At 65.4% G+C, this 22,725-nt stretch carries 18 protein-coding genes; 8 read left to right on the top strand and 10 right to left on the bottom strand.

Annotation, left to right across the window (positions count from 1 at the left end; all coding sequences use genetic code 11):
• Window positions 1–63 precede the first annotated feature (63 nt).
• Entirely contained in the window at window positions 64–186 is a 123-nt protein-coding gene (locus J8F10_RS39910) for a hypothetical protein (RefSeq protein ID WP_261363069.1), read from the top strand.
• A gap of 163 nt (window positions 187–349) precedes the next feature.
• Here the strand turns inward: J8F10_RS39910 and J8F10_RS18870 are convergent, their stop codons facing one another.
• Window positions 350–949, bottom strand: a complete 600-nt coding sequence (locus J8F10_RS18870) for a hypothetical protein (RefSeq protein ID WP_210656250.1) — start codon at window positions 947–949, stop codon at window positions 350–352.
• A gap of 457 nt (window positions 950–1,406) precedes the next feature.
• Between J8F10_RS18870 and J8F10_RS18865 the strand changes: the two genes are divergently transcribed.
• Window positions 1,407–2,681 (top strand): outer membrane protein assembly factor BamB family protein, encoded by a 1,275-nt coding sequence (locus J8F10_RS18865; RefSeq protein ID WP_210656248.1) that lies wholly within the window; start codon window positions 1,407–1,409, stop codon window positions 2,679–2,681.
• Between the two features lie 199 nt (window positions 2,682–2,880).
• Window positions 2,881–5,550, top strand: a complete 2,670-nt coding sequence (locus J8F10_RS18860) for a hybrid sensor histidine kinase/response regulator (RefSeq protein WP_210656246.1) — start codon at window positions 2,881–2,883, stop codon at window positions 5,548–5,550.
• Between the two features lie 80 nt (window positions 5,551–5,630).
• On the opposite strand, the gene J8F10_RS18855 is transcribed toward J8F10_RS18860, so the two are convergent.
• A complete protein-coding gene (locus J8F10_RS18855) occupies window positions 5,631–6,449 on the bottom strand; it encodes a sigma-70 family RNA polymerase sigma factor (protein ID WP_210656244.1) in 819 nt (272 codons plus the stop codon).
• A gap of 304 nt (window positions 6,450–6,753) precedes the next feature.
• Here J8F10_RS18855 and J8F10_RS18850 point away from each other — a divergent pair, with 304 nt between their 5' ends.
• On the top strand, window positions 6,754–7,398 hold the full coding sequence (locus tag J8F10_RS18850; RefSeq protein ID WP_210656243.1) for a hypothetical protein: 645 nt from the start codon (window positions 6,754–6,756) through the stop codon (window positions 7,396–7,398).
• Window positions 7,399–7,587: 189 nt separating this feature from the next.
• The gene (locus J8F10_RS18845) at window positions 7,588–8,967 is read left to right on the top strand and encodes a DUF1501 domain-containing protein (protein WP_210656241.1); all 1,380 of its coding nucleotides are present in this window, start codon (window positions 7,588–7,590) and stop codon (window positions 8,965–8,967) included.
• A gap of 359 nt (window positions 8,968–9,326) precedes the next feature.
• Here the strand turns inward: J8F10_RS18845 and J8F10_RS18840 are convergent, their stop codons facing one another.
• Window positions 9,327–11,159: a CocE/NonD family hydrolase gene (locus J8F10_RS18840; protein WP_210656238.1), complete on the bottom strand. Its 1,833-nt coding sequence runs from the start codon at window positions 11,157–11,159 to the stop codon at window positions 9,327–9,329.
• 36 nt (window positions 11,160–11,195) lie between these two features.
• Complete coding sequence (locus J8F10_RS18835; protein ID WP_210656236.1) at window positions 11,196–11,999, bottom strand: DUF4198 domain-containing protein; 804 nt, start codon at window positions 11,997–11,999, stop codon at window positions 11,196–11,198.
• Between the two features lie 229 nt (window positions 12,000–12,228).
• Between J8F10_RS18835 and J8F10_RS18830 the strand changes: the two genes are divergently transcribed.
• A complete protein-coding gene (locus J8F10_RS18830) occupies window positions 12,229–12,723 on the top strand; it encodes a SprT family zinc-dependent metalloprotease (RefSeq protein ID WP_210656234.1) in 495 nt (164 codons plus the stop codon).
• Between the two features lie 112 nt (window positions 12,724–12,835).
• Here J8F10_RS18830 and J8F10_RS39065 read toward each other — a convergent pair whose 3' ends face one another.
• Both J8F10_RS39065 and recQ read right to left on the bottom strand, forming a co-directional pair.
• Window positions 12,836–14,005, bottom strand: coding sequence for a transposase (locus J8F10_RS39065; RefSeq protein WP_246522717.1), 1,170 nt, complete (start codon window positions 14,003–14,005; stop codon window positions 12,836–12,838).
• Window positions 14,006–14,191: 186 nt separating this feature from the next.
• A complete protein-coding gene (recQ, locus tag J8F10_RS18815; protein WP_315854122.1) occupies window positions 14,192–16,420 on the bottom strand; it encodes a DNA helicase RecQ in 2,229 nt (742 codons plus the stop codon).
• A 324-nt stretch (window positions 16,421–16,744) separates the two neighbouring features.
• Here recQ and J8F10_RS18810 point away from each other — a divergent pair, with 324 nt between their 5' ends.
• Entirely contained in the window at window positions 16,745–17,071 is a 327-nt protein-coding gene (locus J8F10_RS18810; RefSeq protein WP_210656231.1) for a DMT family transporter, read from the top strand.
• Here the strand turns inward: J8F10_RS18810 and J8F10_RS18805 are convergent.
• From J8F10_RS18805 to J8F10_RS18795, 3 genes are all read right to left on the bottom strand, one after another.
• Window positions 17,049–17,516 carry a hypothetical protein gene (locus tag J8F10_RS18805; RefSeq protein WP_210656229.1) on the bottom strand — a complete coding sequence of 156 codons (468 nt, stop codon included), beginning with the start codon at window positions 17,514–17,516 and terminating at the stop codon, window positions 17,049–17,051. The genes J8F10_RS18810 and J8F10_RS18805 overlap by 23 nt on opposite strands.
• Before the next feature lie 46 nt (window positions 17,517–17,562).
• Window positions 17,563–18,462 carry a beta-propeller domain-containing protein gene (locus J8F10_RS18800; protein ID WP_210656227.1) on the bottom strand — a complete coding sequence of 300 codons (900 nt, stop codon included), beginning with the start codon at window positions 18,460–18,462 and terminating at the stop codon, window positions 17,563–17,565.
• A 294-nt stretch (window positions 18,463–18,756) separates the two neighbouring features.
• Window positions 18,757–19,179, bottom strand: coding sequence for a response regulator (locus J8F10_RS18795; protein WP_210656225.1), 423 nt, complete (start codon window positions 19,177–19,179; stop codon window positions 18,757–18,759).
• Window positions 19,180–19,377: 198 nt separating this feature from the next.
• On the opposite strand from J8F10_RS18795, the gene J8F10_RS18790 reads away from it, so the two are divergent.
• Complete coding sequence (locus tag J8F10_RS18790) at window positions 19,378–20,445, top strand: agmatine deiminase family protein (protein ID WP_210656223.1); 1,068 nt, start codon at window positions 19,378–19,380, stop codon at window positions 20,443–20,445.
• A 180-nt stretch (window positions 20,446–20,625) separates the two neighbouring features.
• Here J8F10_RS18790 and J8F10_RS18785 read toward each other — a convergent pair whose 3' ends face one another.
• Window positions 20,626–22,683, bottom strand: a complete 2,058-nt coding sequence (locus tag J8F10_RS18785; RefSeq protein ID WP_210656221.1) for an RNA polymerase sigma factor — start codon at window positions 22,681–22,683, stop codon at window positions 20,626–20,628.
• Window positions 22,684–22,725: the final 42 nt, after the last annotated feature.

Below are 22,725 nucleotides of genomic sequence, written 5' to 3'. Positions count from 1 at the left end.
GGGGGCACGTACACTCCGACCGGCCCCTTCGTGCCCGGCGGCCCGCGCCCGGACGAGCTGCACATGCCCGCACCGAATAACCTGATCCCTTCACCCGCGGTTCCCGAAACAGCGCCTCCGGGCAATGCGGTGCTCCCGCTCCCAACGCTGCCCGGCACACCGGTGAAGAGCGGCTCGAACAAGTGAGATCACCCGGGAGGGTGACCCTACGACGCGGCCGGTGGTCGGAGACCGCCGGCCGCGTCTGTTTTACGTCACTCACGAACGCGCGACTTTCGTGGCACCGGTCCCGAGCCGGGAACAATGCCCTAGAGCCGAGGGCGTGCCGCGAGACGAGGAAGTGCGTTCATTAGCGCGGGGTGGGGCAGCGCCCGTTCGGGCACCCACCGGAGGACGGGAAGGAGTAGCCGCCCTGGATGATCGTCGGGCAGCTCCCGCCGGAGCACCCGCCCTGGATGACGGTCCCGCGGTACACCGGGGCGTAGCCGGCCGGGTACACGGTGTACGGCGCGCTCGTCGCGCCGACCGTCACGGTCGTCGCCGGGGTGCCGGGCGCGGTCGCGAAGGCCGTGGCGTGCTTCGTCAGGTCGGTCGCGCTGACCGCTCCCGATTGCCGCAGCGCCTGGTGCGTTCCGCCGGCGCTGCTGATGACCAGCCCGTCGGTGAGTTGGAACTGGCCGGCCAGTTGAGCCCCGGCCGGGGTGCTCACGTCCACGGTCACGCAGACGAACTTATCGCGGAGCAGTTTCGCGGTCGCTTCGGGCAGGTCCGAGTCGCCCATCGCCTTGGCGAACGGGTTCCCGGTCCCGATCAGCACCGCCATCGGCTTCCCCTCAGCGGCAGCCTGCCGCAGTGCCTGGCCGTAATCGGTTTGGGCCTGGAACTCGGGCTTGGCCGCGGGTACCAGCGAACCGGCTAGGGCGATAGCGGCCAGAATCGTAGTGGTCATCCTTCTCGTACCTCCTGGTGTACCACATGGTGGGCGACACCGCGCCATACGCGCCGCGGTGAAGTGCCGTTTATAGACGAAACCGACGCGACCGGGAACCTACTTATCCACAAAAAAGGAATATTCGGAATAATTGAACTTCAGAGTGGAGCAACACTGGACATTTACACCAATTTCGACTGGAGAAAATGGGATACTTGGATCATTTGGGGGCTGTGCGCGGATTCCTGGCATTGTGGGAATTTGACTCCATACTTAAGTGCGAAAGCCCGTCACTGATTCAGCCGTTGCGTGTCTTGCGTTCGTCATTCGGCTCTCGTACTCTCAATTCCGCCCGCCAAGATCGGGTCGGAACCGAATTGCAAAGAATAGGCGACCGTCCGATACTCCCTCGCCCCGTGCTGCGTATCTGAAGGCTCGAATCGCCCGCGTATCTATTCTCTCGGAACCCATCAAAATGCACCGCCGCACGTTCCTGGCGACCCTCCCCTCTTCCGCGCTCGCCGCTCAACTGTCCGCGATCGAACCCCGAAAGGAGCCGAGTACGATCGCGGTTGCGGCGACCGACTGGCCGTGGTGGCGCGGGTTCACGCGCGACGGCGTCGCCGCGCCGGGCCAGAACGTGCCGCTGGAATGGTCCCAGGACAAGAACGTCCTGTGGGCGGCCCCGCTCCCCGGGCGCGGGCACGGCTCGCCCATCGTAGTGGCGGATCGCGTGTTCCTCGCGACAGCCGATCAGGAAGCGGAAACACAATCGCTACTGTGCCTCGACCGAAAAACGGGCCGGCACCTTTGGCAGGCAGAGGTCCACAAAGGGAACTTCGCGAAGGGCGGCAACGCGAAGAGCTCGCACGCCTCTTCGAGCCCCGCGTGCGACGGCGAGCGGGTGTACATCAACTTTCTCAACGGCGGGGCGGTCCACGCGACCGCGCTCGACCTGACGGGCAAAAAGGTGTGGCAAACGAAGGTGACGGATTACGTCCTGCACCAGGGCTTCGGCTCGTCCCCGACCGTGTTCGGGCCGCTGTTGCTCGTGACCGCAGATAATAAGGAGAGCGGGTTACTCGCGGGGCTGGAGCGCGCGACCGGCAAAGTGGTGTGGACCCGGAAGCGGCCAAAAGCGCCGAACTATGCGTCGCCGATCGTGGTGAACGTGGCCGGTAAGGAACAACTCGTTCTCACGGGGTGCGACCTCGTCACGAGTCTCGATCCGCTCACGGGGAAGGAAAACTGGGAGATTAAAGGATCAACGACCGAGTGCGTGACGTCCACCGTGACCGACGGCAAACACGTCTTCACGAGCGGCGGGTACCCCAGGAACCATGTCGCCGCGATCAAAGCCGACGGGTCCGGGGTCGCGTGGGAGAGCAAGGCGCGGGTGTACGTGCCCTCGATGCTCTTCCGCGCCGGTCACCTGTACGCGGTAATGGACGAAGGGAACGCGATTTGTCTGCGAAGCGACACCGGCGCAGAAATCTGGAAGGGCCGGCTCGGGGGCACGTTCAGCGCGTCGCCGGTCATGATCGGGGAGCACGTCCTCGCGGTGAACGAGACCGGGCTCGCGTTCGTCTTCAAAGCGGCGCCCAAGGAGTTCGAGGTCCTGGCCGAGAACCGGTTGGGCGACGAGGCGTTCGCCACCCCCGCCGTGTGCGGCGGGCACATTTTCATGCGGGTCGCGGTCAAGGAGAAGGGCCGGCGCGAGGAGCGGCTCTATTGCCTCGGCACGAAGTAGCGGGTCCGATGGCCGCCCTTTCAGGTGAGCACACGAATGTCGGTTTATATCGGCAAGCTTTGTACGTTTCTGTGACGTTCCCAGTGTCGGTGCGTAGCCGGGCCATTGGCGTGAGCTATATTGCCCCGGGTGCCACATCACGCGGCCCGCGGCCCCTCTCGCCCGCGGGCGCGACCCTCCCCACAACGCCCCGGCGCGCATGACCGCGTACGACCAGGCCGAACTCGCGCAGGCGCTGCTCTCCGAGATCGGGGACGCCCTGTTTCTGCTCGACCCGGACACGGACCGGTTGCTCGAGGTGAATCCGGTCGTGCTGCGGCTCACCGGGTTCTCGCGGGCGGAAGTGCTCCAGTTCTCCGTCACCTACCTGTTCCGATTCGAGGCCGCCGGCGGAACCCAGCGCCTCAAAGGGGCGTTCACCAAAACGGTCGTGTTCCACGGCCAGGACGGGTTCCTGCTCCGCACGAAGGGCGACACGTGGCTCCCCGTGAGCCTCACGGTGTCGCGGCTGCACCTCGCCCCGAAGCCGCTGGGCCTGATTATCGCGCGCGACGACCGCGAGCGCCGCTCGGCCCTGGCGCAAGCGCGGCGCGTCGAGGCCGAGCTGCGCACGGTGCTGAGCAGCTCCCCGGCCGCGCTGTGGAGCGCCGAGCGCGCGGCCGGGCCGGACGTGTTCTCCGGCTGGCTGTTTCGGTACGTGTCGCCGCTCCTGGGCCGGATCGCGGGGCGCCCGACCGAGTTCTTCGATCACCCCTTTAAATGGGCCGAAGTCGTCCACCCGGGCGAGCGCGAGGCGTACCGGGTGGCCCTGCGCCGGGTGCTCACCGGGGGGGGCGACTGCGAGCAGCTCTACCGCGTGCAGACCCCGGACGGCGGCGCGCGCTGGGTGCGCGACCGGCTCCAGGTGGTGCGCGACGCGGCCGGGCGCCCGACGCGCCTCGACGGGTGCGTGACCGACGTAACCGAGCAGTGGGCCGCGGAAGAGGCCGTGCGCCAGAGCGAGGGGCGGTTCCGCGCCCTCGTGGAGAAGAGCCGCGATGGGATCCTGCTGCTCGACGAGCGCGGCACCGTCAAGTACGCGACCCCGGCCATCAAGTTCATCCTGGGGTTCGCCCCCGAAGCGGTCACCGGACTGGAAGCGTTCGCGTTCGTTCACCCGGACGACGTTTCGGCCACGCGCAAGCGCCTGGCGTACAGCCTGAGCCACCCGGGTGAAGACGTACCGGCAACGTTCCGCGCGATCGCGGCCGACGGCGGCACGCGCGTGATCGAGATGAACGGGGTCAACCGGCTCGACGACCCGAGCGTCCGGGCGGTAGTGGTGAACTACCGCGACGTGACCGAGCGCGACGCGGCCGTGCGCGAGCTGGCGAAGCAGCACGCGCTCCTCGAGGGGCTGTTCGCGTCCGTGCCGGACGTCGTGTGCTACAAGGACCGCGAGGGCCGGTTCCTCGGCGGGAACCCCGCGTTCGAGGCGTTCGCCGGGCGCCCGGCCGCGGACCTCGCCGGGCTCCGGTGCGACGAAGTCTTCGCGGACGAGTGGGCGGTGCGCATGCGCGCCGCGGAGGAACTGGTGCTCGCGACCGGGCGCACCGAGCGCAGTAAAGAATGGGTGACCTACCCGAACGGGCGCAAGGCGCTGTTCGATACCGTCGTGGCCCCGCTCCGGGGGGACGACGGCGCGACCCTCGGGCTGATCGTCGTCGGGCGCGACGAGACCGAGCAGGAGCGCCTCGAGGACGCGCTGCGCCAGTCGCAGAAGATGGAAGCGGTGGGCCGGCTCGCGGGCGGGATCGCCCACGACTTCAACAACCTGCTCACCGTCGTGCTGGGGAACCTCGAACTGGTCCGGTGCGGCGCGGCGACCGGGCCCGACGCGGCCGAACTGCTCCTCGCGACCGAGCGCGCGGCCAAGCAAGCCGCGGAACTGACCAAGCAGATGCTCGGGTTCGCGCGCCGGCAGCCGCTCCGCACCGCGGTCGTCGATCTGAACGCCCTCGTGCGCGAGTCGCTGGAGCTGCTCCGCCGCAGTATCGACCCGCGGATCACGATCCGGTTCGTCCCGGAGCCGGAACTGCGCCCCGTCGCGGCCGACCCGGTACAGGTCCAGCAGGTGGTGATGAACCTGTGCTTGAACGCGCGGGACGCGATGCCCGATGGGGGAACGCTCACGCTGGAAACGACCGAGGCGGACCCGCCGAGCGAAGCGGGCGCTGTGCGCCGGTTCGTGCGCCTGAGCGTTTCGGACACGGGCACGGGGATGAGCGAAGAGGTGCGGGCGAAGATCTTCGACCCGTTCTTCACCACGAAGGGCGTGGGCCAGGGAACCGGCTTGGGGCTGGCGGTCGTGTACGGCATCGCGACGGCACACGGCGGGCTGGTGGAGGTCACGTCCGAGCCCGGTGCGGGGAGCCGGTTCGACGTCTATTTGCCGCGCGGGATCGCGTCCGACGAGCGGGCCGGGTTCAGGAATGAAGTGCGCACCGACTTCCCCCGCGGGGGCGGCGAGACGGTGCTGGTGGCCGACGACGAAGCCGGGGTGCGCGACCTGGCCCGGGTCGCACTGGAGCTGTCCGGGTACAACGTCCTCTTGGCAGTCGACGGCGCGGAGGCGGTCAACGCGTTCCAGAAGGCGAACGGGCAGGTGAAGCTCGCCGTTCTCGATGCGAGCATGCCGAAGCTGTCCGGGCGACAGGTGTTTGAAGCAATTCGGCGCATCGATCCGGGCGTCAAAGTTCTGTTCGCCAGCGGCTACCACGGGGGCGGCCTGCTCCCGGAGGACGAGCCCCCCGGCACCCGGCGCCTCAACAAGCCGTACATCCCCAGCCAGCTCGCCGCGGTCGTTCAAGAAATGCTCACGGGCGCGTAAGGCGGGAGCCCGCTCTCGGTTCGGGACACGTTGTCCGGGAACCGAGAGCGGGCTCCCGTTTTACCGCAGTCACTTATCGTTTACACGCTCATCCCGTCGCTCAACTTGGAGAGCGCTTCGTTCTCGATCTGGCGCACCCGCTCGCGGGTCAGGCCCAGGCACTCGCCGATTTCCTTGAGGGTCTTCGGCTCCTCGTCGTTCAGCCCGAACCGCATGCGCAGGACGCTCGCTTCGCGCGGGTCCATCTTGTCGAGCAGGTGCAGCACCTGCTTCAGGTCGTCCGATTTCCCCATCTCGGACTCGGGCGTATCGGCCCGGGCGTCCATGAGCATCTCCTCGATGCTCCACCCCGCGTCCCCTTGATCGGCCTGCGAGCCCGCGTTCGCGACGCGGATCGCCTTCTTGATGATCGCCAGTTTCTTCTTCGATAGCCCCAGGAGCTTGGCGATTTCGTCGTGGGTCGGCGGGCGCCCGAGGTCGTCGCTGAGTTGATTGGTGGCCCGGCGCCACTTGGTGAGCAGTTCCGCCATGTACGCCGGGATGCGGATCGTTTTCGCGGTGTTCACGATCGCGCGCTTGATGCTCTGCTTGATCCAGTAGCTCGCGTAGGTACTGAACCGCGTGTTCATCGACGGCTCGAACCCTTCGACCGCGCGCAACAGGCCCATGTTCCCTTCGGACACGAGGTCGTCGAGGGCGAGGCCCTTACCGGTGTACCCCCGCGCAATATTCACGACGAGGCGCAAGTTGGCGCGCACCATGCGGTCGCGGGCCTGGGCGTCGCCGGTCAGCACGCGCGCGCCGAGCTCGCGCTCTTCGGGGGCCGAGAGCAGCGGCGTGTGGTCGATCTCGCTGAGGTACGTGGAGAACGCGGTGCGGGCGTTATTTTCAGTTCTCACGGTAGCTCTCTGATAAGCGGCGGATCGGTTTAACAGCGCACTCAGGCCGGACCGGAACCCGAGTGACTCGTTAACTTGCGACAGGAAATCGGGTCAGTCAAATCGGAATATTCGACACAATCGAAATCCCTTTGCGGGTCCGTGATTCGGTCGAAATGATTCTCGAACGTGCTTCACGCACGCACCTCGCAACGGCTCCGCCTTCCGCCACCAAAGAGAAGTGAAAGTGTTTGACTGTGACCGGGAGAGGCCCGAAACTGGCGAGCGTTAGCGAATCGTCGATCACACTCTCCCGAGGGTCGTTATGCGCGGTCCGGCGAAATGCCTCTGCTTGGTTGTCCTGGTTGCTCTGCTGGGGGGCTGCTCGAAGAAGGTGTCCGAGGAGAACGCCAAAAAGGTGCAGCCGGGCATGACACTGTCCGAGGTCGAGGCGCTTCTCGGCTCGGGCCGAAAGGACGGAGCGGACCAGTACGAGTGGACCACCGAGAAGGGCAAGCTCAAACTCGGTTTCAGCAACAACAAGGTCACGCGGATCGAGTACCAGGGTGCCCCGCGCGTCGTGACGGAAGAAGAACAAGCTGCGGAGAAAGCGCGGAGTGACGCGAAATGGGCCGAGCAGAAGAAAGATTCGGATCGCGTCGCACAAGACCGGGACCGGATCAACGCACTGAACGACGTCTACGCCCTCCTGTTTGCCGCCGTCGGTGCCGGGGACCGGCTCCCCGCGAACGAAGCGGCGGCAGCGGCGAGCCCGCTGGCGAACGTGAACAAGGGAATGGACGCGATCCGCTCCGGGCGCGTGGTCGTGCGCTGGGGCGCGGCGATCACCGACGACGTTTGGGCGTATGAAAAGGACGCCCCCACCAAAGGCGGGTACGCCGTCGGCGAGAAGTACACCCAGCCCGAGAAACTGACCGCGGAGCAACTGCGCCCGTTCGCGGCCCGATAATAGTCGTTGAAGGAGCCGCACGCGGCCCACGGTCGCGGCTGTGCCACGCTGTGCTATTCCCAGTAACCCGCGGCACAGCGTTCTTGACCGCGGGCCGCGGGTATGCGACAGTTTGATTGCTGCACGAGCGCACCACGCGCACCCACCCGCCGAATTCCCGCCACCCGTGCCCGTCTCGGAGGCCCAAACATGTTCAGCCTCGACCTCGGCTCCTCGAGCCGCTACTGCGACGGCGTTTCGCGCCGCGACTTCCTTCAACTGGGCGTCGCGGGGATGGCGAGCCTCGGACTACCGGACGTGCTCCGCGCGAAGGCTGCCTCGGCCCAATCCCCGGCGAGCAGCAAGAGCACGTCCGTGATCCTGATCTGGCTCGACGGCGGCCCCGGGCACATGGACATGTACGACATGAAGCCGGACGCGCCGGGCGAGTACCGCGGGATCTGGAAGCCGATCCGCACCAAGGTGCCCGGCTTCGACATCACCGAGCTGTTCCCCAAACAGGCGCAGGTGACCGACAAGTTCTCGATGGTGCGCTCGCTGTACCACGACACCGGCGACCACTTCGCCGGCGGGCACCGGATGCTGACGACCAAAGACATGGGCGTGTCCGGGGCGAACAACGCGCAGAAGTTCCCGGGCATCGGGGCCATCGTGAACCGCGAACTCGGTTCGCGCGTGAACGGGATGCCGGGCTACACCGCGACCCCGCACGCGGCCAGCATCGGGATCGCGCCCGGGTACTTCGGCGCCCACATGCTCGGCGCGCAACACGACCCGTTCCTGACCGGCGACCCGAGTGTCGCGAACTTCCAGGTGCCGAACCTGAACCTCGCGAACGGGCTGACCCTGGAGAAGATGGAGGACCGCCGGTCGCTGCTCACGCACTTCGACAGTAAGCGCAAGCACCTGGACGCGCACCCGACGGCCCAAGCAATGGACCGGTTCGGGCGCGAGGCCTACGAGTTCGTGACGGGGCCGACCGCGCGCGAGGCGTTCGCCATTAGTAAGGAAAGCACCCGGCTCCGCGACCGGTACGGCCGCGACACCTGGGGACAATCCACGCTCCTCGCGCGGCGGCTGGTCGAAGCCGGTTCCACGTTCGTCACGGTCCACTTCGGCGGGTGGGACCACCACTGGGACTTGAAGACCGGTTACGAGAACTACTTACCGAAGGTCGATCGCGCGGTCTCCGCGCTGTTCACCGACCTCGACGACCGCGGGTTGCTCGACACGACGCTCGTAGTTCTGTGCGGCGAGTTCAGCCGCACCCCGAAGATGAACGACGGCGGAAACGGCGGCGCGCCGATGAGTCAGGGCACGCCGGGGCGCGACCACTGGGGCAACGCGATGTTCTGCCTCATGGGTGGCGGCGGCGTGAAGGGCGGGCAGGTCGTCGGCTCGACGGACCGGCTCGGCCAGCGCCCGCACACCCGCGCGGTCACGCCCTCGAACATCCACGCCACGATCTACCAGGTTCTGGGCATCGACCCGAAACTGCAACTGCTCGACCCGAGCGGCCGACCCGTCAACGTGCTCGACGACCCCGAACCGATCAGCGAACTGCTATGACTCCCCTGGGACCGCGGGCAAGGTGCTCGCACCTGAGGACGCCTACCGCATCGCGTGGGTGTTGTCTTCTGTAGCCCGCTCCGGCCAAGCGCTGGCAACAATTGGTTGTGCCCTCTCCCCTTGCGGGAGAGGGTCGCCGCGCTTCGCGGCGGGGTGAGGGGTTGCTTCCACATTCAGGGAGTACCCCTCACCCGGTTCGCAAAGCCTCACCACCCTCTCCCGCAAGGGGAGAGGGCAAAAGACGCACCAGGCACTTGCAATCGCTTGGCGGAAGCGGACTACAAACCGCCCAAATACTTCGGAAAGCATTTGGGCTCGGCTCGTGCGGGCAAGATGCCCGCGGTCCCGGATCAACCCAATCACTTCGCCTTCAGTACGTCCAGAGCAATGTGCGAAGCGAACTTCGGCGTGTGGTAGACGCGCTGCGTCGCTTTCTGGAAGTCGCTGTCCACGGCCTCGAAGATGTTCGGGACGAACTTCTGCGGGTTCCGGTCGATCACCGGGAACCACGTGCTACTCACCTGCACCATGATCTTGTGGCCCTTGCGGAATCGGTGGTGCCCCCAGTTCAGATCGATCGTGTACTCCTCCACCGCGCCGGGCTTCACGGGCTCGGGCTTCTCCAAACTCTTGCGGAACCGCGCCCGAACCGGCTCGCCTGCAATGAGCAGTTGGGAGCCGGCCAGGTCCGCCGGCTTCGTGTAGTCATCGGGGTACACGTCAATCAATCGAACGATCCAGTCACAGTCCGTGCCAGATGTTGAGCCGAACACCTTCACCTTCATCGAGCCGGCCACGATCACGTCTTCCGTCAGTGGCTCCGTCTCGTAAGAGAGCACGTCCGGGCGCCCGTGCGTGAACCGCTGGTCCTGAACCATCCACTCGGGCCACTCGGGGCCGGGGTACGTCGGGCGCACCGGGCGCGGGCGGTACGGGACCGGGTTCGCGGGGTCGGAGACGTACTCATCGGCCTCGGTCGCGCCTTCCACCGGCGGATCGAAGCTCAACTTGCCCTTCGGGTGAAAGTGCAACTTTCGCGATACGACGCCCTTCGGGGGCCACGAATCGTAGGTCTCCCATTTGTTGGCGCCGGTCTGGAACATGCGAGCTTCGGGCGGCGCGTCTTTGCCGACGTCCTTCAAGTAGTGCGCGAAGAACGGCGCCTGAATCTCTTTCCGAAAGTGTGCGCCGGTGGCCGAATCGAACGGGATGCGCCCCAACTTGTCGGCCCTACCGCCGCCCCACCCACCGTGGTTCCACGGGCCGACCACGAGGAAGTTCTGGTTCTTGGTGTCGTGCTTTTCCAGCAGTTCGTAGATCTTCAGCGGCCCGCGGAAGTCCTCCTGGTCGTACCAACCCGCTACGTTCAGTGTCGGCACGGTGACCTTCGTGAGCCGCGGTTCGAGCGACTGCGTTTTCCAGAACGCATCGTAGTTCGGGTGCGCGACGAAGTCGTTCCACGTCGGGAGCGTGTTCTTGAAGTGCAGTCGGTTAACGTTCGAGAGCGCGCCGAGCTTCAGGTACCACTCGTAGGTGTCGTGCTTGTCGAACTTGAAACTGAAGTTGCTCTTGTCCGTTTCCATCATCGCGACGTACTCGAACCCGTAACTGAGCCGGAACGCGCCGTTGTGGTGGAAGTCGTCCCCGAGGAACATGTCCACCGGCGACGCTTGCGGGGAGACCGCCTTGAGTGCCGGGTGCGGGTCGAGCATCGCGACCGCCGCGAGCCAGCCGGGGTAACTGATCCCGAGCATCCCGACGCGCCCGTTGTTGTTCTTCACCTCCTTCAGCAGCCAGTCGATGGTGTCGCTCGTGTCGGACGCTTCGTCCACGGCCTTCGGGTCTTGCGGGTCGCGCGCCGGGCGCGTCATCACGAACGTCCCCTCCGACTTGAACCGCCCGCGGATGTCCTGGAGGACGAAGGCGTACCCGTCGTCGATCATCTCCTTGAAGTAGTCCCGGAACAGCCGCTCCGTGCGCCCGTCGATGCCATAGGGCGTGCGGAGCAGAACGATGGCGACCGGCCCCTTCGGGTCTTTCGGGGCGTGAACCGTGGTGAACAGCTTCTTCCCGTCGCGCATCGGGACCATCGCTTCCGTGCGCTCGAACCGGGCGTCGACTTTCGCTTGTTGCGCACGCGCGGGCGCATTCGGAACGAAGAGTGCGAGAAAGACAAAGGCGAGTAGCCGCATTGGAGTCTCGTCTCGGGGGTGCAGAGGGGGAACCGGTTATTCGTCGCAGCAGGGGCACTTGTCCGGCACGAACACGGTGAGCGTGGCGGCGAACTTGGTCGCCTCGTACTTGTCGCCCTTTTCATCCGTCTCGTGGTGCGCTACGACGAGGTAGTAGTTGCCGGTCTTCGGAGTGAAACTCGCGCGCCCGTCCTTGTCCGTCGTGCGGTCGTAAGTGGGGTCCGTTCCCTCTTTGAGCGCGACACCGCGCGGGATGAAACTCACGCGCGCCCCCGCGAGCGGCTTTCCGGCGAGGAGCAGTTTCACCTTGAGCGCGGTTCCCGGCCCCATCGGAGCGACCGGATTCACTTCGGGCACCAGTTCCAACTTGTGGCCGAGCGGCTTATCGAAACCCGTCAGGTTGGCCGGCACCTTATCGAGCGAGTTGGAAACTACGAAGTATGTCTTGGCACTGCGAACGGCCCGCACCGGTTTGCCGTGATTCACGACGCTATCGGAACTCTGCGCGGCAACGTACAGCCCGGCCTTCGCGGGCGCGAACTTTACGGTGTGGAAGCCCTCTTTGGGCGCGTACCCGAGGTCGGCCAGATCAGTCTTTAGGTCGTAGCTCTTGCCGTCCGGCGCCACGACCACGAACGACCCCACGGATTCGGCCGGGAGCTTCCCCGCGATCTTGAAGTCGCGGTGATCGTTCCCGTGGTTGCCGAGTAACAGGTCGATGTGAATCGCGTCGCCGGTCCGAATGATGTGGGCGTTCGTCTGAACCCAGGTGTCGTGTGCGCCTGCGGATATTGCAAAAAGTGCGAGGACAAGGGCTGCAACCAAACTCAGGCGGCTCATGAGGGGTGTCTCTTGGTGGTTCTGTGCTCGTGTTTAATGCGGTTTCCCCGTTGTACGCGCCCCGCACGCTCGCGCCAAAAGGATTCCCGTGTACCGATCGAACCGAATACGCGGGCGGCGCGGCCCCGCACGTCACGCCCCGGGACCGAAGCCCTCGCGTCACAAAAGTGGGCGCGCGGGCGGTTGAGTAAAGTTGAGTGTCCTTGTTTGTCGCGTTGGAGGAATTCGTATGGAGGTCGAGACACCATTCCGGCTATCCGAACGCGCGGCGCGAATTCGCACGCAGGCCCGCGCGTTGCTGAACTTGCACGGACTGACCGCGTGGGAGTTCGGGTTCAACGCGAACGTGCGGCGCGCCGGCGTGTGCTTCTACCCGCACGCGGGCGAACCCGGGCGCATCGAGCTCTCGGTCCACTTCGCAGCGCGGAACACGGACGAGGAAGTGCTCGACACGCTGCTTCATGAAATCGCGCACGCATTGGTCGGTCCGCGTCACGGACACGATGCGGTTTGGCGGGCGAAGTGTCGCGCAATTGGAGCGCGCCCGGAAGCGTGTTATGGCGAAGAGATCGAAATGCCGCGCGGCCGCTGGCGCGCGACGTGTCCGGGGTGCGCTGCGGAGTACGATCGCCACCGGCGCCCGGCTCGTGCGGAGGGTTGGTATTGTCGGCCCTGCGGCCGAAATCGCGGAACCCTGACGTGGTGCGAAGCGGACCCGGGTTAATCCGGTTACGGTTTGTGTGTAACGAGCCGCGACCGCAGGGGGAAGTTGATCGGTACACACTCGCTCGGGAGCGCTTCGTCAAATTTAATGAGCCGCGACCGCAACAGTAGTTTCAAGGCGTTGCGTTGGTTGTAAGTGTATTGTGTGGCAGGGTAATACATCGTGTGCGTGGGTATCGTGAGCGGATCCGTTGCGTGAGCCAGTCGAGCATCTCGGCCAACGGGAACTGGGCGACCCAGGCGGTCGGCGCGAGCCCGCGTGCCCGAGCGATCCGGAGCGTCAGGTACACCCACACCTGGCGCAACAGCAGGGCCACGCCCTCGAGCAGCAACCGGTACTCGGGGTTGGTGCTGGTGGTCCACCCGCGGGCCTGGTTCTTCTGCCGATAGCTGGTCTCGATCCCGAACCGCTCTCGGTACCGCCGGCGCCCCAACCGAGCCCGGTTCGCCTCCGACACGGCGGTCGCATCGCCCCACCCGCGGAACGCGTACACCCGGGCGTGCGATTCGCCCTTCCGTTGCCACACGAGCACCCGAGTCGATACCGCCTTGCGGCTCTTCTCGGTGACCCACTCCATGGTGGTGATGGTGCCGTGGGGTTGGGTGTAGCTGGCGTTGCGGCGGTTGGTACCGGTGCCCTTCTTGCGCATCGGGACCGTGTAGCTCAGGTTCCGTTCCTGCAACAGCAACAGGGTCTCCCCGCTGTCGAACCCGGCGTCCAGAACCACCCCGCGGACCGTGAGCCCGCGGGCCGCCACCTGGTCCAGAAGGGTCTGCACCTGCTGGTGCGGCTTGGTTCCTTTCGTCACGCTCATCAGCCCCACGGTGTACCGCCGGTGCTTGTGAATCAGTACCCCGGTGGCGTACGCGTGAAAGAACGAGGTCCCGGCCTTCTTGGGTCCGCCGATGATCCCCGGGGTGCTGCGATCCCCATAAAAGGGGACGTAATGCACATCGATGGCACACGTCCACCGGCGCCTCCGGTCCCGGCGCGTGAACCCCGCCACCTGGTGAAGGGCATCCACCAACCGGGCCGTGAGTTGGTCCCGGGAACCCCGGTTGGCGTGCATCGCCTGTCGCGCGGTCTCGTGGGAGAACCCGAAGTACCGGGTCACTACCGCGAACAACGTGCGGGTGGTGCCCGCGATCAACAGCACCAGGTCGAGCAACTGGGTGCGCGTGACCGACCGCTTGTAGTCGGTCCAACCCAGGGCCCGTTCCAACGTTCGGCGCGTCAGTGCGTGGACCACCGCCGGGGTGATCGTAGAGTAACCACGTCGCATGGGAGGCTCCCGTTCAAGTGCCTGAGAACCTTGAACTTAGGAACTCCCATGCGGCACTGCCAAATCACTTGAAACTACTGGCAAGGGAGCGGGAAGCGCGCCCGGGTCGCCGAAGTCCCGGTCTAACGCAGAGCCTCGGCCCCGCTCCCTTGCGGTCGCGGCTCGTCAAGAAGTCCCGAAACCGGGTCAGGCTTGCGTATCGAGGAGCGCGAACACCACGCGGATCGCGTCGTAACTCACTTCGCGGTTGAGTTCCTCGAACACCGGCTTAAGTTTTGCCGTGCCGTGGATCTCTGCGGCGGCCGCGACCCGCTCGCACACGTCTTCCGGCACCCAGTGAAAGATCGATGTCGGCTTTTCCGTCCGCACGAACTCCGCGAGGTAGTCGGTGATCGTTGCGGCGGCCAACTCGGTCTTGTTCACAACGTCGGTGATCGACGACCCGCCGCGGAACATCTTGAACGCGAGTTCCTTCTTCCCTCCCGGCTTGGGCGTTGCGGGAGGCAAAGCAGCCGGCGCGGTTCTCGGTGCCAGCGCACTTTTTGGCAGCGGCACGTCGTTCATCAGCCCGGTGCGCAGACAGTACGCGATGATCGCCTTCAGGAAGGCACGGCCATAAGACTGGAGCCGGTAATCGCCGACACCGGAGATGCGCCGAAGTGCGTCCTCGGTGGTCGGCCGGCCGCGGGCCATTTCCGCGAGCACCGTGTCGGGGAACACCTGCTCCGGCTTCACGCCCGCACGCGACGCCTCCTGCCGGCGGAGCTGGCGGAGCGCCTCGAACAGTTTGGCATCGGCCCCGGCGGGCAGCGCGAACGGTTGTGCGGACGCGGCGGAACTGCCGCGCTTCTCGCGCCGGGCGAGTTGGATGAGCCGCACCGTCTGCTTCCCGTTCATCACGGCCCACGACGCGGAGTTCAGCTTGAGGAGCGGGTACTCGTCCCCGCCCTGTACCAGCACGTCCTGCCCAATCAGTTGGTAGACCCAGTCGCGCAAGTCGGTTTTGGGAACGCTCTTCAGCAGTCCGTGCGTACTCAGTTCGTGGTGCCCGCGTGCGCGGATCGTGGCGGTATCGGCCCCGCGAAGGACGTCGATCACGTGCGCGATGCCGAAGCTCTCTTTCACGCGCGCCACGCACGAGAGGATCTTCTTCGCAACGGTCACTGCGTCCGGGACTTCCTGCGTGTCGCCGAGACACAAATCGCACGCGCCGCAATTGGGTGCGTCGTAGGTTTGGCCGAAGTGCTGAACGAGCGCCTTGTGCCGGCACACGGCCCCGCGACAGTACCGGGCCATTTCGTCGAGGTGCTTGATGCTCGCGGTGACGTACTCGGCCGCGGTCTGCGCCTCTTCCGCCGACTTCTCGATGATCGCCTTGAGCGAAACGAAGTCCGCACCGGAGTGGAGCAGCACGCACTCGGACTGCAACCCGTCTCGCCCGGCGCGCCCGGTTTCCTGCTGGTAGTGCTCTATGGTCTTCGGCATCGCGGCGTGGACGACGAACCGCACGTTCGAGCGATCGATCCCCATCCCGAACGCGACCGTTGCCACCACGATATCAGCCTCTTCAGCCGCGAACGCTTCTTGCGTGGCCCGGCGCGACTCGTTGTCCATGCCGGCGTGGTAGGGCAGCGCGCGGTACCCGGCGGCCTTCAGCGCGGCGGTCATCTCGTCCACGTCCTTGCGCCGCAAGCAGTACACGATCCCGGCGTCGCCGGCGTGCCGGTTGAGCACCTCGCGCACTTGGGTCTGCAAATCCAGTCTGGGGAGCACGCGGAAGATCAGGTTCGGCCGGTCGAAGTTACCGACCAAGATTTCGGGTTGCTTCAACCCGAGTTGTTGCGCGATGTCGCGCCGCACTTGCTCGGTGGCCGTTGCGGTGTAGGCGTGAACGGCGGCGCCGGGGAAGAACTCGCGCAACCGGGCGAGTTGCCGGTACTCGGGCCGGAAGTCGTGCCCCCAGTGACTCACGCAGTGCGCTTCGTCCACCGCGATCGTGTTGGTCCCGGCGTTTTGGAGCATCCGGAACACGTCGGTGTTGACGAGCCGCTCCGGAGACGTGAAAACGAGTCGCGTGGTGCCGTTGCGGATACCTTCGGCAGTGGAAGCGCGTTCGGCCGCGTTGAGCGTACTGTCGAGCCGCGCTGCGGGCACGCCGATGCGGGTCAGGTTATCGACCTGGTCCTTCATGAGCGCGATGAGCGGCGAAATCACGACCGTGAGCCCCCCGCGAACGACCGCCGGCGCCTGAAAGCAGAGTGATTTCCCGCCGCCGGTGGGCATGACGACGAGCGAATCGCGCCCGGCGAGTGACGCGCGGATGGCCTGTTCCTGAATCGGTCGGAGCGACGAGAACCCCCAGTGCCGGGCGATGGCGGCGAACAGCGCGGGTGGCAGCGGAGCGGGGGCAGGCACGATGAACCTCGGAAGGCGCGGGAACGCGAGCGCAAATAAACATCCGTACCCTACCCCAGATGCGGGGCTCGCGTCTACCCCAGCCGGAAGAAGAACGGCATGGCGAGCGGGCCGCGCCAGGTAAACTGCGGCGCGGCCAATCAAAGTTCTAACGCCGCGAGAGGAAGGCCCGCTACCCCTGAGAATCACTTCAAACGGGGCCGGATCGTTGAAATTGCCGGTCGGCGGGGGTAAAATGATTGGGTAGGCCATCACACGTCGGGACGACCCAACGTTTTTCAACTTCCGGTAGGGACGACCCACCACTAGCGCCAAAGGTGCGTTATGGCTTGGGTGTATCTTCTCATCGCCGCCGCTTTCGAGATCTGCTGGGCCATCGGCCTGAAATACACGCAGGGCTTCACGAAGCTCTGGCCGAGCGTACTGACCGTCACCGCGATGGCCGTGAGCTTCGCGTTCCTGTCGCTGGCCGTTCGGACCATTCCGATCGGCACGGGGTACGTCGTCTGGACGGGCATCGGCGCCGTCGGAACGGCCGTCCTCGGCATCATCCTGTTCGGCGAACCAATCACGGTTTGGCGGGCTCTCTTTTTACTGCTCATCGTGGGAGGCGTAGTGGGGCTCAAGTTCACGTCCACCATTCCCCATTGACGTTATCGTAAATGAGCACACCGAACCGTGCCCGGAGTTCGTCGGTGAAACTGTTGAATTCGTCGGTGTGATCGAAGCCCGGATCTTCGTCCGACCAAACCGAAAGCCTCCGAGAGCACGTCGACACCACCTCGGTCGGAGCGGGCAAATTGTCGCGGTTGGCCAGTTCGCGGCTGTCTTCCAACACTGATTTGTCCGCTTCCAACCACGCGACAATCGCCCAGTCGCCGTAATAGACGCGGAACCCCGACGGCTTTCGCTTGCCGGGGCCGACAGCCGCCTCCGCACGCAGACGAGTTGATCCGGATTTAAGCGAGCCGAAGTGTTTGAGCGCGACCTCCAGTGAAAAGTCGCTCGTCTCCGGAATAAGAGCGATCACTTCATACATGCCATCTGCCATCGGATTCGCCCTCCACTGCTTATTCGAGCACAGAGCAGAACGCAAAATTGAATCGCGTCCTGCTTGGCCGCAACTCGCCGAGGCACCTCTCCTACCGCAGCGGGTGCTTCTCGGGCTTACCTCGCGCGTCCAGAATCTGGAAGTGGTGAATACCGCTCTTGCGATCGTCGGTGTAGGTCCACACCACTTTCTTCTCGCGCGTCACTTCGGTGAGCTTCGTTTGTTTGGCGGTCGCGTGGTGGCTCGTAATCACCGTGTTGCCGTTCTCCAGGCGCTGCACGCCACAGGCGTCGTTGATCGGCTTGTTCGAGAGATCATCGTTCGTCACGCGCCACACCTCTTTGCCGTCCTTGTTCACTTCGATCACCAAGTTGCCGAGCGTGCAGCCGATCAGCGTGTTGCCGTCGGGCAGGCGGATCGCGGTGAACGGCATGTGCGGGGTCTTCACCTCCCACACGATCTTCCCTTTCGGGTCGTACTCGCGCACCACGCGATCCAAGAGTTGCGGCACGAGGTAGTTGCCGTTGGGGAGCTTGCGTGTCATCCGCGTTTGCAGGTGGTGGTCCTTCGTTTGTGCCTGCAGCGGCACTTCGGCGAGCACCTTCCCGTCGCGGTTCACCTCGAGAATACGCGGCTTGTCTCCGGCCTCGGTGAGCAACACGTTCCCTTCACCGAGCGCCTGAACCGTGTTCACCTCGGATTGTACACCCCTAAACGCGAAGACCTCTTTGCCGTCCTTGTCGATTTCCGCGACTCCGCCGCCCGGATAGGCTTTGCTCTTCGAGAGCGCGAGCAACACGTTGCCGTTTTCGAGCACCCAGCCGTCGCGCGACGATTGTGGGTACTTCCACGTCACCTTGCCGGACTCGTCGGCGATGAACGTTTCCGCGCCCGTGGCGAGGAACCCGTGCTTGATGGGATCGGCCCCGAATGTGGGCGAAGCAAACGCGGCAGCGAAAAGGGCGATTACGCCCCGACGGGAGAGGAGCATTTCGTTCTCGATAAGGTCGCGGGTGTGGTGGTACGGGCAGCTCGGCGATTGTCGCCGGTAGGCACCACTCAGGCAAGGATTTATCGTTCGCGAAGTGAGCTTTAATAGGCGAACGGTCGGCGTGAGCCGGCCGGTGGAACAACAACCAACTGGGCCGCTAGCACGAGCGAACGGCGCGGCGTAAGCCCGCCGGTAGTGCCGCCCTAAGTGTGCCCGCGCCGCACCGGCGGCACCTCAAAAACTGGTAGCACCGGCGGGCTTACGCCGTGCCGTTCTCACGGACCACCAAGAGCCTCACACCCCGATTTTGACTTTGCGGCGCACGCTGATGACCGGCGTCGGGCGCGGCGGGCAAATCGTGGCGGCGATGTCCAATAGTGCGGTCGGGCCGAACGGCTTCGGCAGGAAGTGCTCCGCGCCGGACGCCGCGGCGTAGTCTTGTTGGGCGGGGGACGTGTACCCGGACATGATGGCGACGCGGATGTTGTCGCCGAACCGCTCCTTCAGCGCGAGCGTGACCTGAAACCCGCTCTGGCCCGGCAGGAGCATGTCAACGATTGCGGCAACAGGTTTGTGCTCGTGGGCCAGTTCGACCGCTCGGAGGCCGTTACCGGTAGAGATAACTTCGTAACCCGCGTTGTGGAGAACAGTTTCGAGGGTACCGCGCAGGTCGGGGTCGTCTTCAACGAGTAGAATTGTGCCGTAGCGCGACGACATGCTGCCTCCTGCAACCGCACCCGATGTTCGGGTAGTTCGTCCTTGATGTAGTGGACTATAGCCGTGGTACGGCCGGCTCGCAAGAACGTCTCCCGGCAGAATCGCCTCGCTTGATTAGAAATTCCGAAGTTTCGCGCGGGATTAAAAGATGCCATCAGCGTTTCGGCATCGCCTGAAAATCCTCCTCACGGTCACACGATGACTGCACCGACCCACCTCGATAAACCCGCCGCGCGCGGGTTCCGAATGCCCGCTGAATGGGAACCGCACGCGGCCACCTGGCTCGGGTGGCCGCACCGCGAATCCGATTGGCCGGGTCGCCTCGAACCGATCCCCTGGGTTTACGCGGAGATCGTTCGCGCGCTCACCCGGCACGAGACGGTGAACCTCCTCGTCCCCGACGAAAAGCACGCAAACACCGCAGCCGACGTACTTTCGCGCGCGCACGCGTACATGGGCCGCGTGAAGTTGTGGGAACTGCCCACCGACCGCTCGTGGTTGCGCGACTCCGGCCCGATCTTCGTAACCAGCGCCAGCGGCGAGCGCATCGCCCTCGACTGGCGGTTCAATGCGTGGGCCAAGTACCCCGACTGGCAGCACGACGATTTGGTACCCGCGTTCGCCGCGCAAAAGCTGAACGTGCCGAGCACGCAGCCGACACACAATGGGCACCGCGTGGTGCTCGAGGGCGGCAGTATTGATGTGAACGGCGCGGGGCTCCTGCTCACAACGGAAGAGTGCCTGCTGAGCAAAACCCAGGAACGCAACCCGCCGTTCGCGCGGGCGGATTACGAACAGGTGTTCGCGGACTATCTGGGTGTGAAGAAGGTGCTGTGGCTCGATCGCGGGATCGTGGGCGACGACACGCACGGCCACATTGACGACCTCGCCCGGTTCGTGGGCGAGCGGACCGTCGTAACCGTGGTGGAGACGAACACGGCCGACGAGAACTACGCGATCCTGCAGGAGAACCGCGAGCGGCTCGAAAGCATGACCGACCTGCACGGTACGAAGCTCGAAGTGGTGCCGCTCCCGATGCCGCGCCCGCTGATCTTCGACGGCACGCGGTTGCCCGCGAGTTACGCGAACTTCTACATCGCGAACGGTGTGGTGATCGTGCCGACGTTCAACGACCCGGCCGACCGCGTCGCGCTGGGCACGCTCGCGGACCTGTTCCCCGGCCGCGAGGTGGTCGGGATTAGCTGCGTCGATCTGGTGTGGGGGCTGGGTACGCTCCACTGCATGACGCAGCAGGAGCCCGTTTAAACAAGAAGGGTCGTCGTGCGGCTGGGCGCATAGCCAGGGGTGAAACCCCTGGCTATGCGCCCAGCCGCATGCGGGGCTGAAAACTGGCACCCAAGGAACCGGGCGCGCCTGAATTTCGTGGCGCACGCCTTCAATGGACACCCGCACCGTGTCTTTGGCCCGCGCTGAAGCGGGCCGGCACTACTGCTTCCGCTCATCGAGCCACTCGCTGGCCTTCTTGTGCGCCGCAGAACGTGACTTCGCGTCGGGGAATCCGTGAATGCGCGGAGAGTAGAACCAGTCCGTGTCGGGCTTCCCGCCGTCGAGTATGTGCGGGTGCAGGAAGCCGAGTTCCGCCGGCTTGCCGCCCGCGAGCTTCACGGCCGCGGCCCACGCACAGTCCGCGATGCTGCGGTCGCCCTCGCGCACGTCGGCTTTCTTCCACGCCTCGGCCCACTGCTCTTGTGATACTTTCTCGCCGAACTTGACGCCGTGCCACAGGAAGTTGAGTTCCTCGCGCCCCTTCAAGATCACGCTCCATCGCTCGCGCGGCTTGTTCGCTTCCTTTGATTCCGCTACGCGACGCAGGAGCGAAAGATCGTCCTTTGTGCCGAGCATCCCGATGAGAAGGGCCGCTTGTGAGCGCCGGTCCGGTTCGGCCTTTTCATCAACGATCAGCTTCCGCAACAGCGGCAGCGCCTCGGCAACGCGGTCGCGGCCGATCTTGTTCAACCCGCCCTCAACGACGAGTTCGTTGTCTCGCAGCGCGAACCACGCGGTAAACACCCGGCGCGCTGCGGGGCCGGCCGGTCCCGCGAGTGCGGCGTCCCACGTGCGGAAGAGCTGGTTCTCCAAGTTATCGGGAACCGCTCCGGCGCTCCGGGGGTACGTCCCCAGGTACAGTATGACGAGTTCATCGGCCCACGGGCGCTCCTGCGGTTCCGGCGCCTTCGAGTTGTTCACCCGATCCAACTGTTTTTGCCACAATTTCTGCACGTGCACGCAGTACGCTTTTATCTCGCCACTGTAGAGCGTCCCCGCGCGGTCCGGGTCGCGTGCCACGTCGTCGAGTAATTGGCGCCGGTGCGGATCGGAAATGAGTTCCGCGAACAGCACGCGGGCCGCTCGATCACGGCCCGCAATCGTTTTGAACCGCGCCCAGATCGGGTGATCCGGCTCGGTGTCTTTTGCGGTGTCGAAGCTCTTTACCAGGGCGTCGAGAGCGTCCTTGCGAATCGCGATGAGGAGCGTGGCGCACCGCGTGCGCACTTCGGGGTCTTCGGACCTCGCCCCGGCCCGGAGCGCGGGTTCCGCTTTCAGCCCGATTCCGCGCAGGCTTTTGTGAGCGGCCTCACGTTCGGCAAAGTCTCCGCTACCGAGTTTCGTCACGAGACCGGCCGCGTCCTCCACGAAGCGCGGAGCGGGAGCCGGGGCTTTAACTTCTGGGGGCGAATCGGACGAGTGGGTCACCGCCAGCCCGCCGCAAACGACCGTAAGGCACACCGCGGCCGCAAGCGCAGCGGACCTGAGTTGGTCGAAGAGCATCGCCTTGACCACCGTTGCTGCGGTCGCGCTCGCCGCACTTCCGGCCGCGCCACGAACAGCGGCGGCTGTCGTTTGAAGCAACCGCGCCGAGACTGTAACCGGCGCGAGAAGCGTACCGAGCGCAAGAGCTGGGGCGACCCCGCGCGCGGAGAGCCGCTCGGCGAGTTTCCGCTTCGCACCCGCGAGTCGGCTGGACAGCGTACCCTCGGGGATGCCGAGTTCGGTCGCGGCTCGCTTGCGTGACAGCCCTCGCAGTTCGCACAAGATAATTGCTTCACGGTGCGATTCGGGAAGGCTCGCGAGTTCCTCGTCAATCACATTCGCGAGGGCGTGGTCTGCGGGTGCGGGAATCTCAGTAGACGGTCGAACGCGGCTCGCGCGCTCGTGCTTCTGCCGGCGCTCGCGCATGACCCGTACCCCCTTCGCGGTGCGTGCCGCCACGCCGTGTAGCCATGCGGCTATATTCGACCCGCGGATGGCTCCCGCTTTGCGCGCGAGAACGATGAACACCGCCTGGAATGCGTCTTCGGCGTCGTGCTCGTCGGTCAGCACGCGGTGGCACACGGCCAGCACCATCGGGCCGTGCCGCCGGACCAGTTCGGCGAACGCATCGTCCGTCCGCGACGCGATAAATGTTCTCAACAGAGCGGCATCGGACGCGGAGGTGGGGCGCGGTGCGATGAAACGCGCGAGCGCGACTGCGGTGTGAGACATGAGCCGACCCTCCGAGTGAGTGTCCGCCGTATAGTGCGCGGC

It is taken from the genome of Gemmata palustris (assembly GCF_017939745.1).
Taxonomy (GTDB): Bacteria; Planctomycetota; Planctomycetia; order Gemmatales; family Gemmataceae; genus Gemmata; species Gemmata palustris.
Note: the sequence above shows the minus strand (reverse complement) of the source record. Positions and strands in the feature narration are given on the sequence as shown.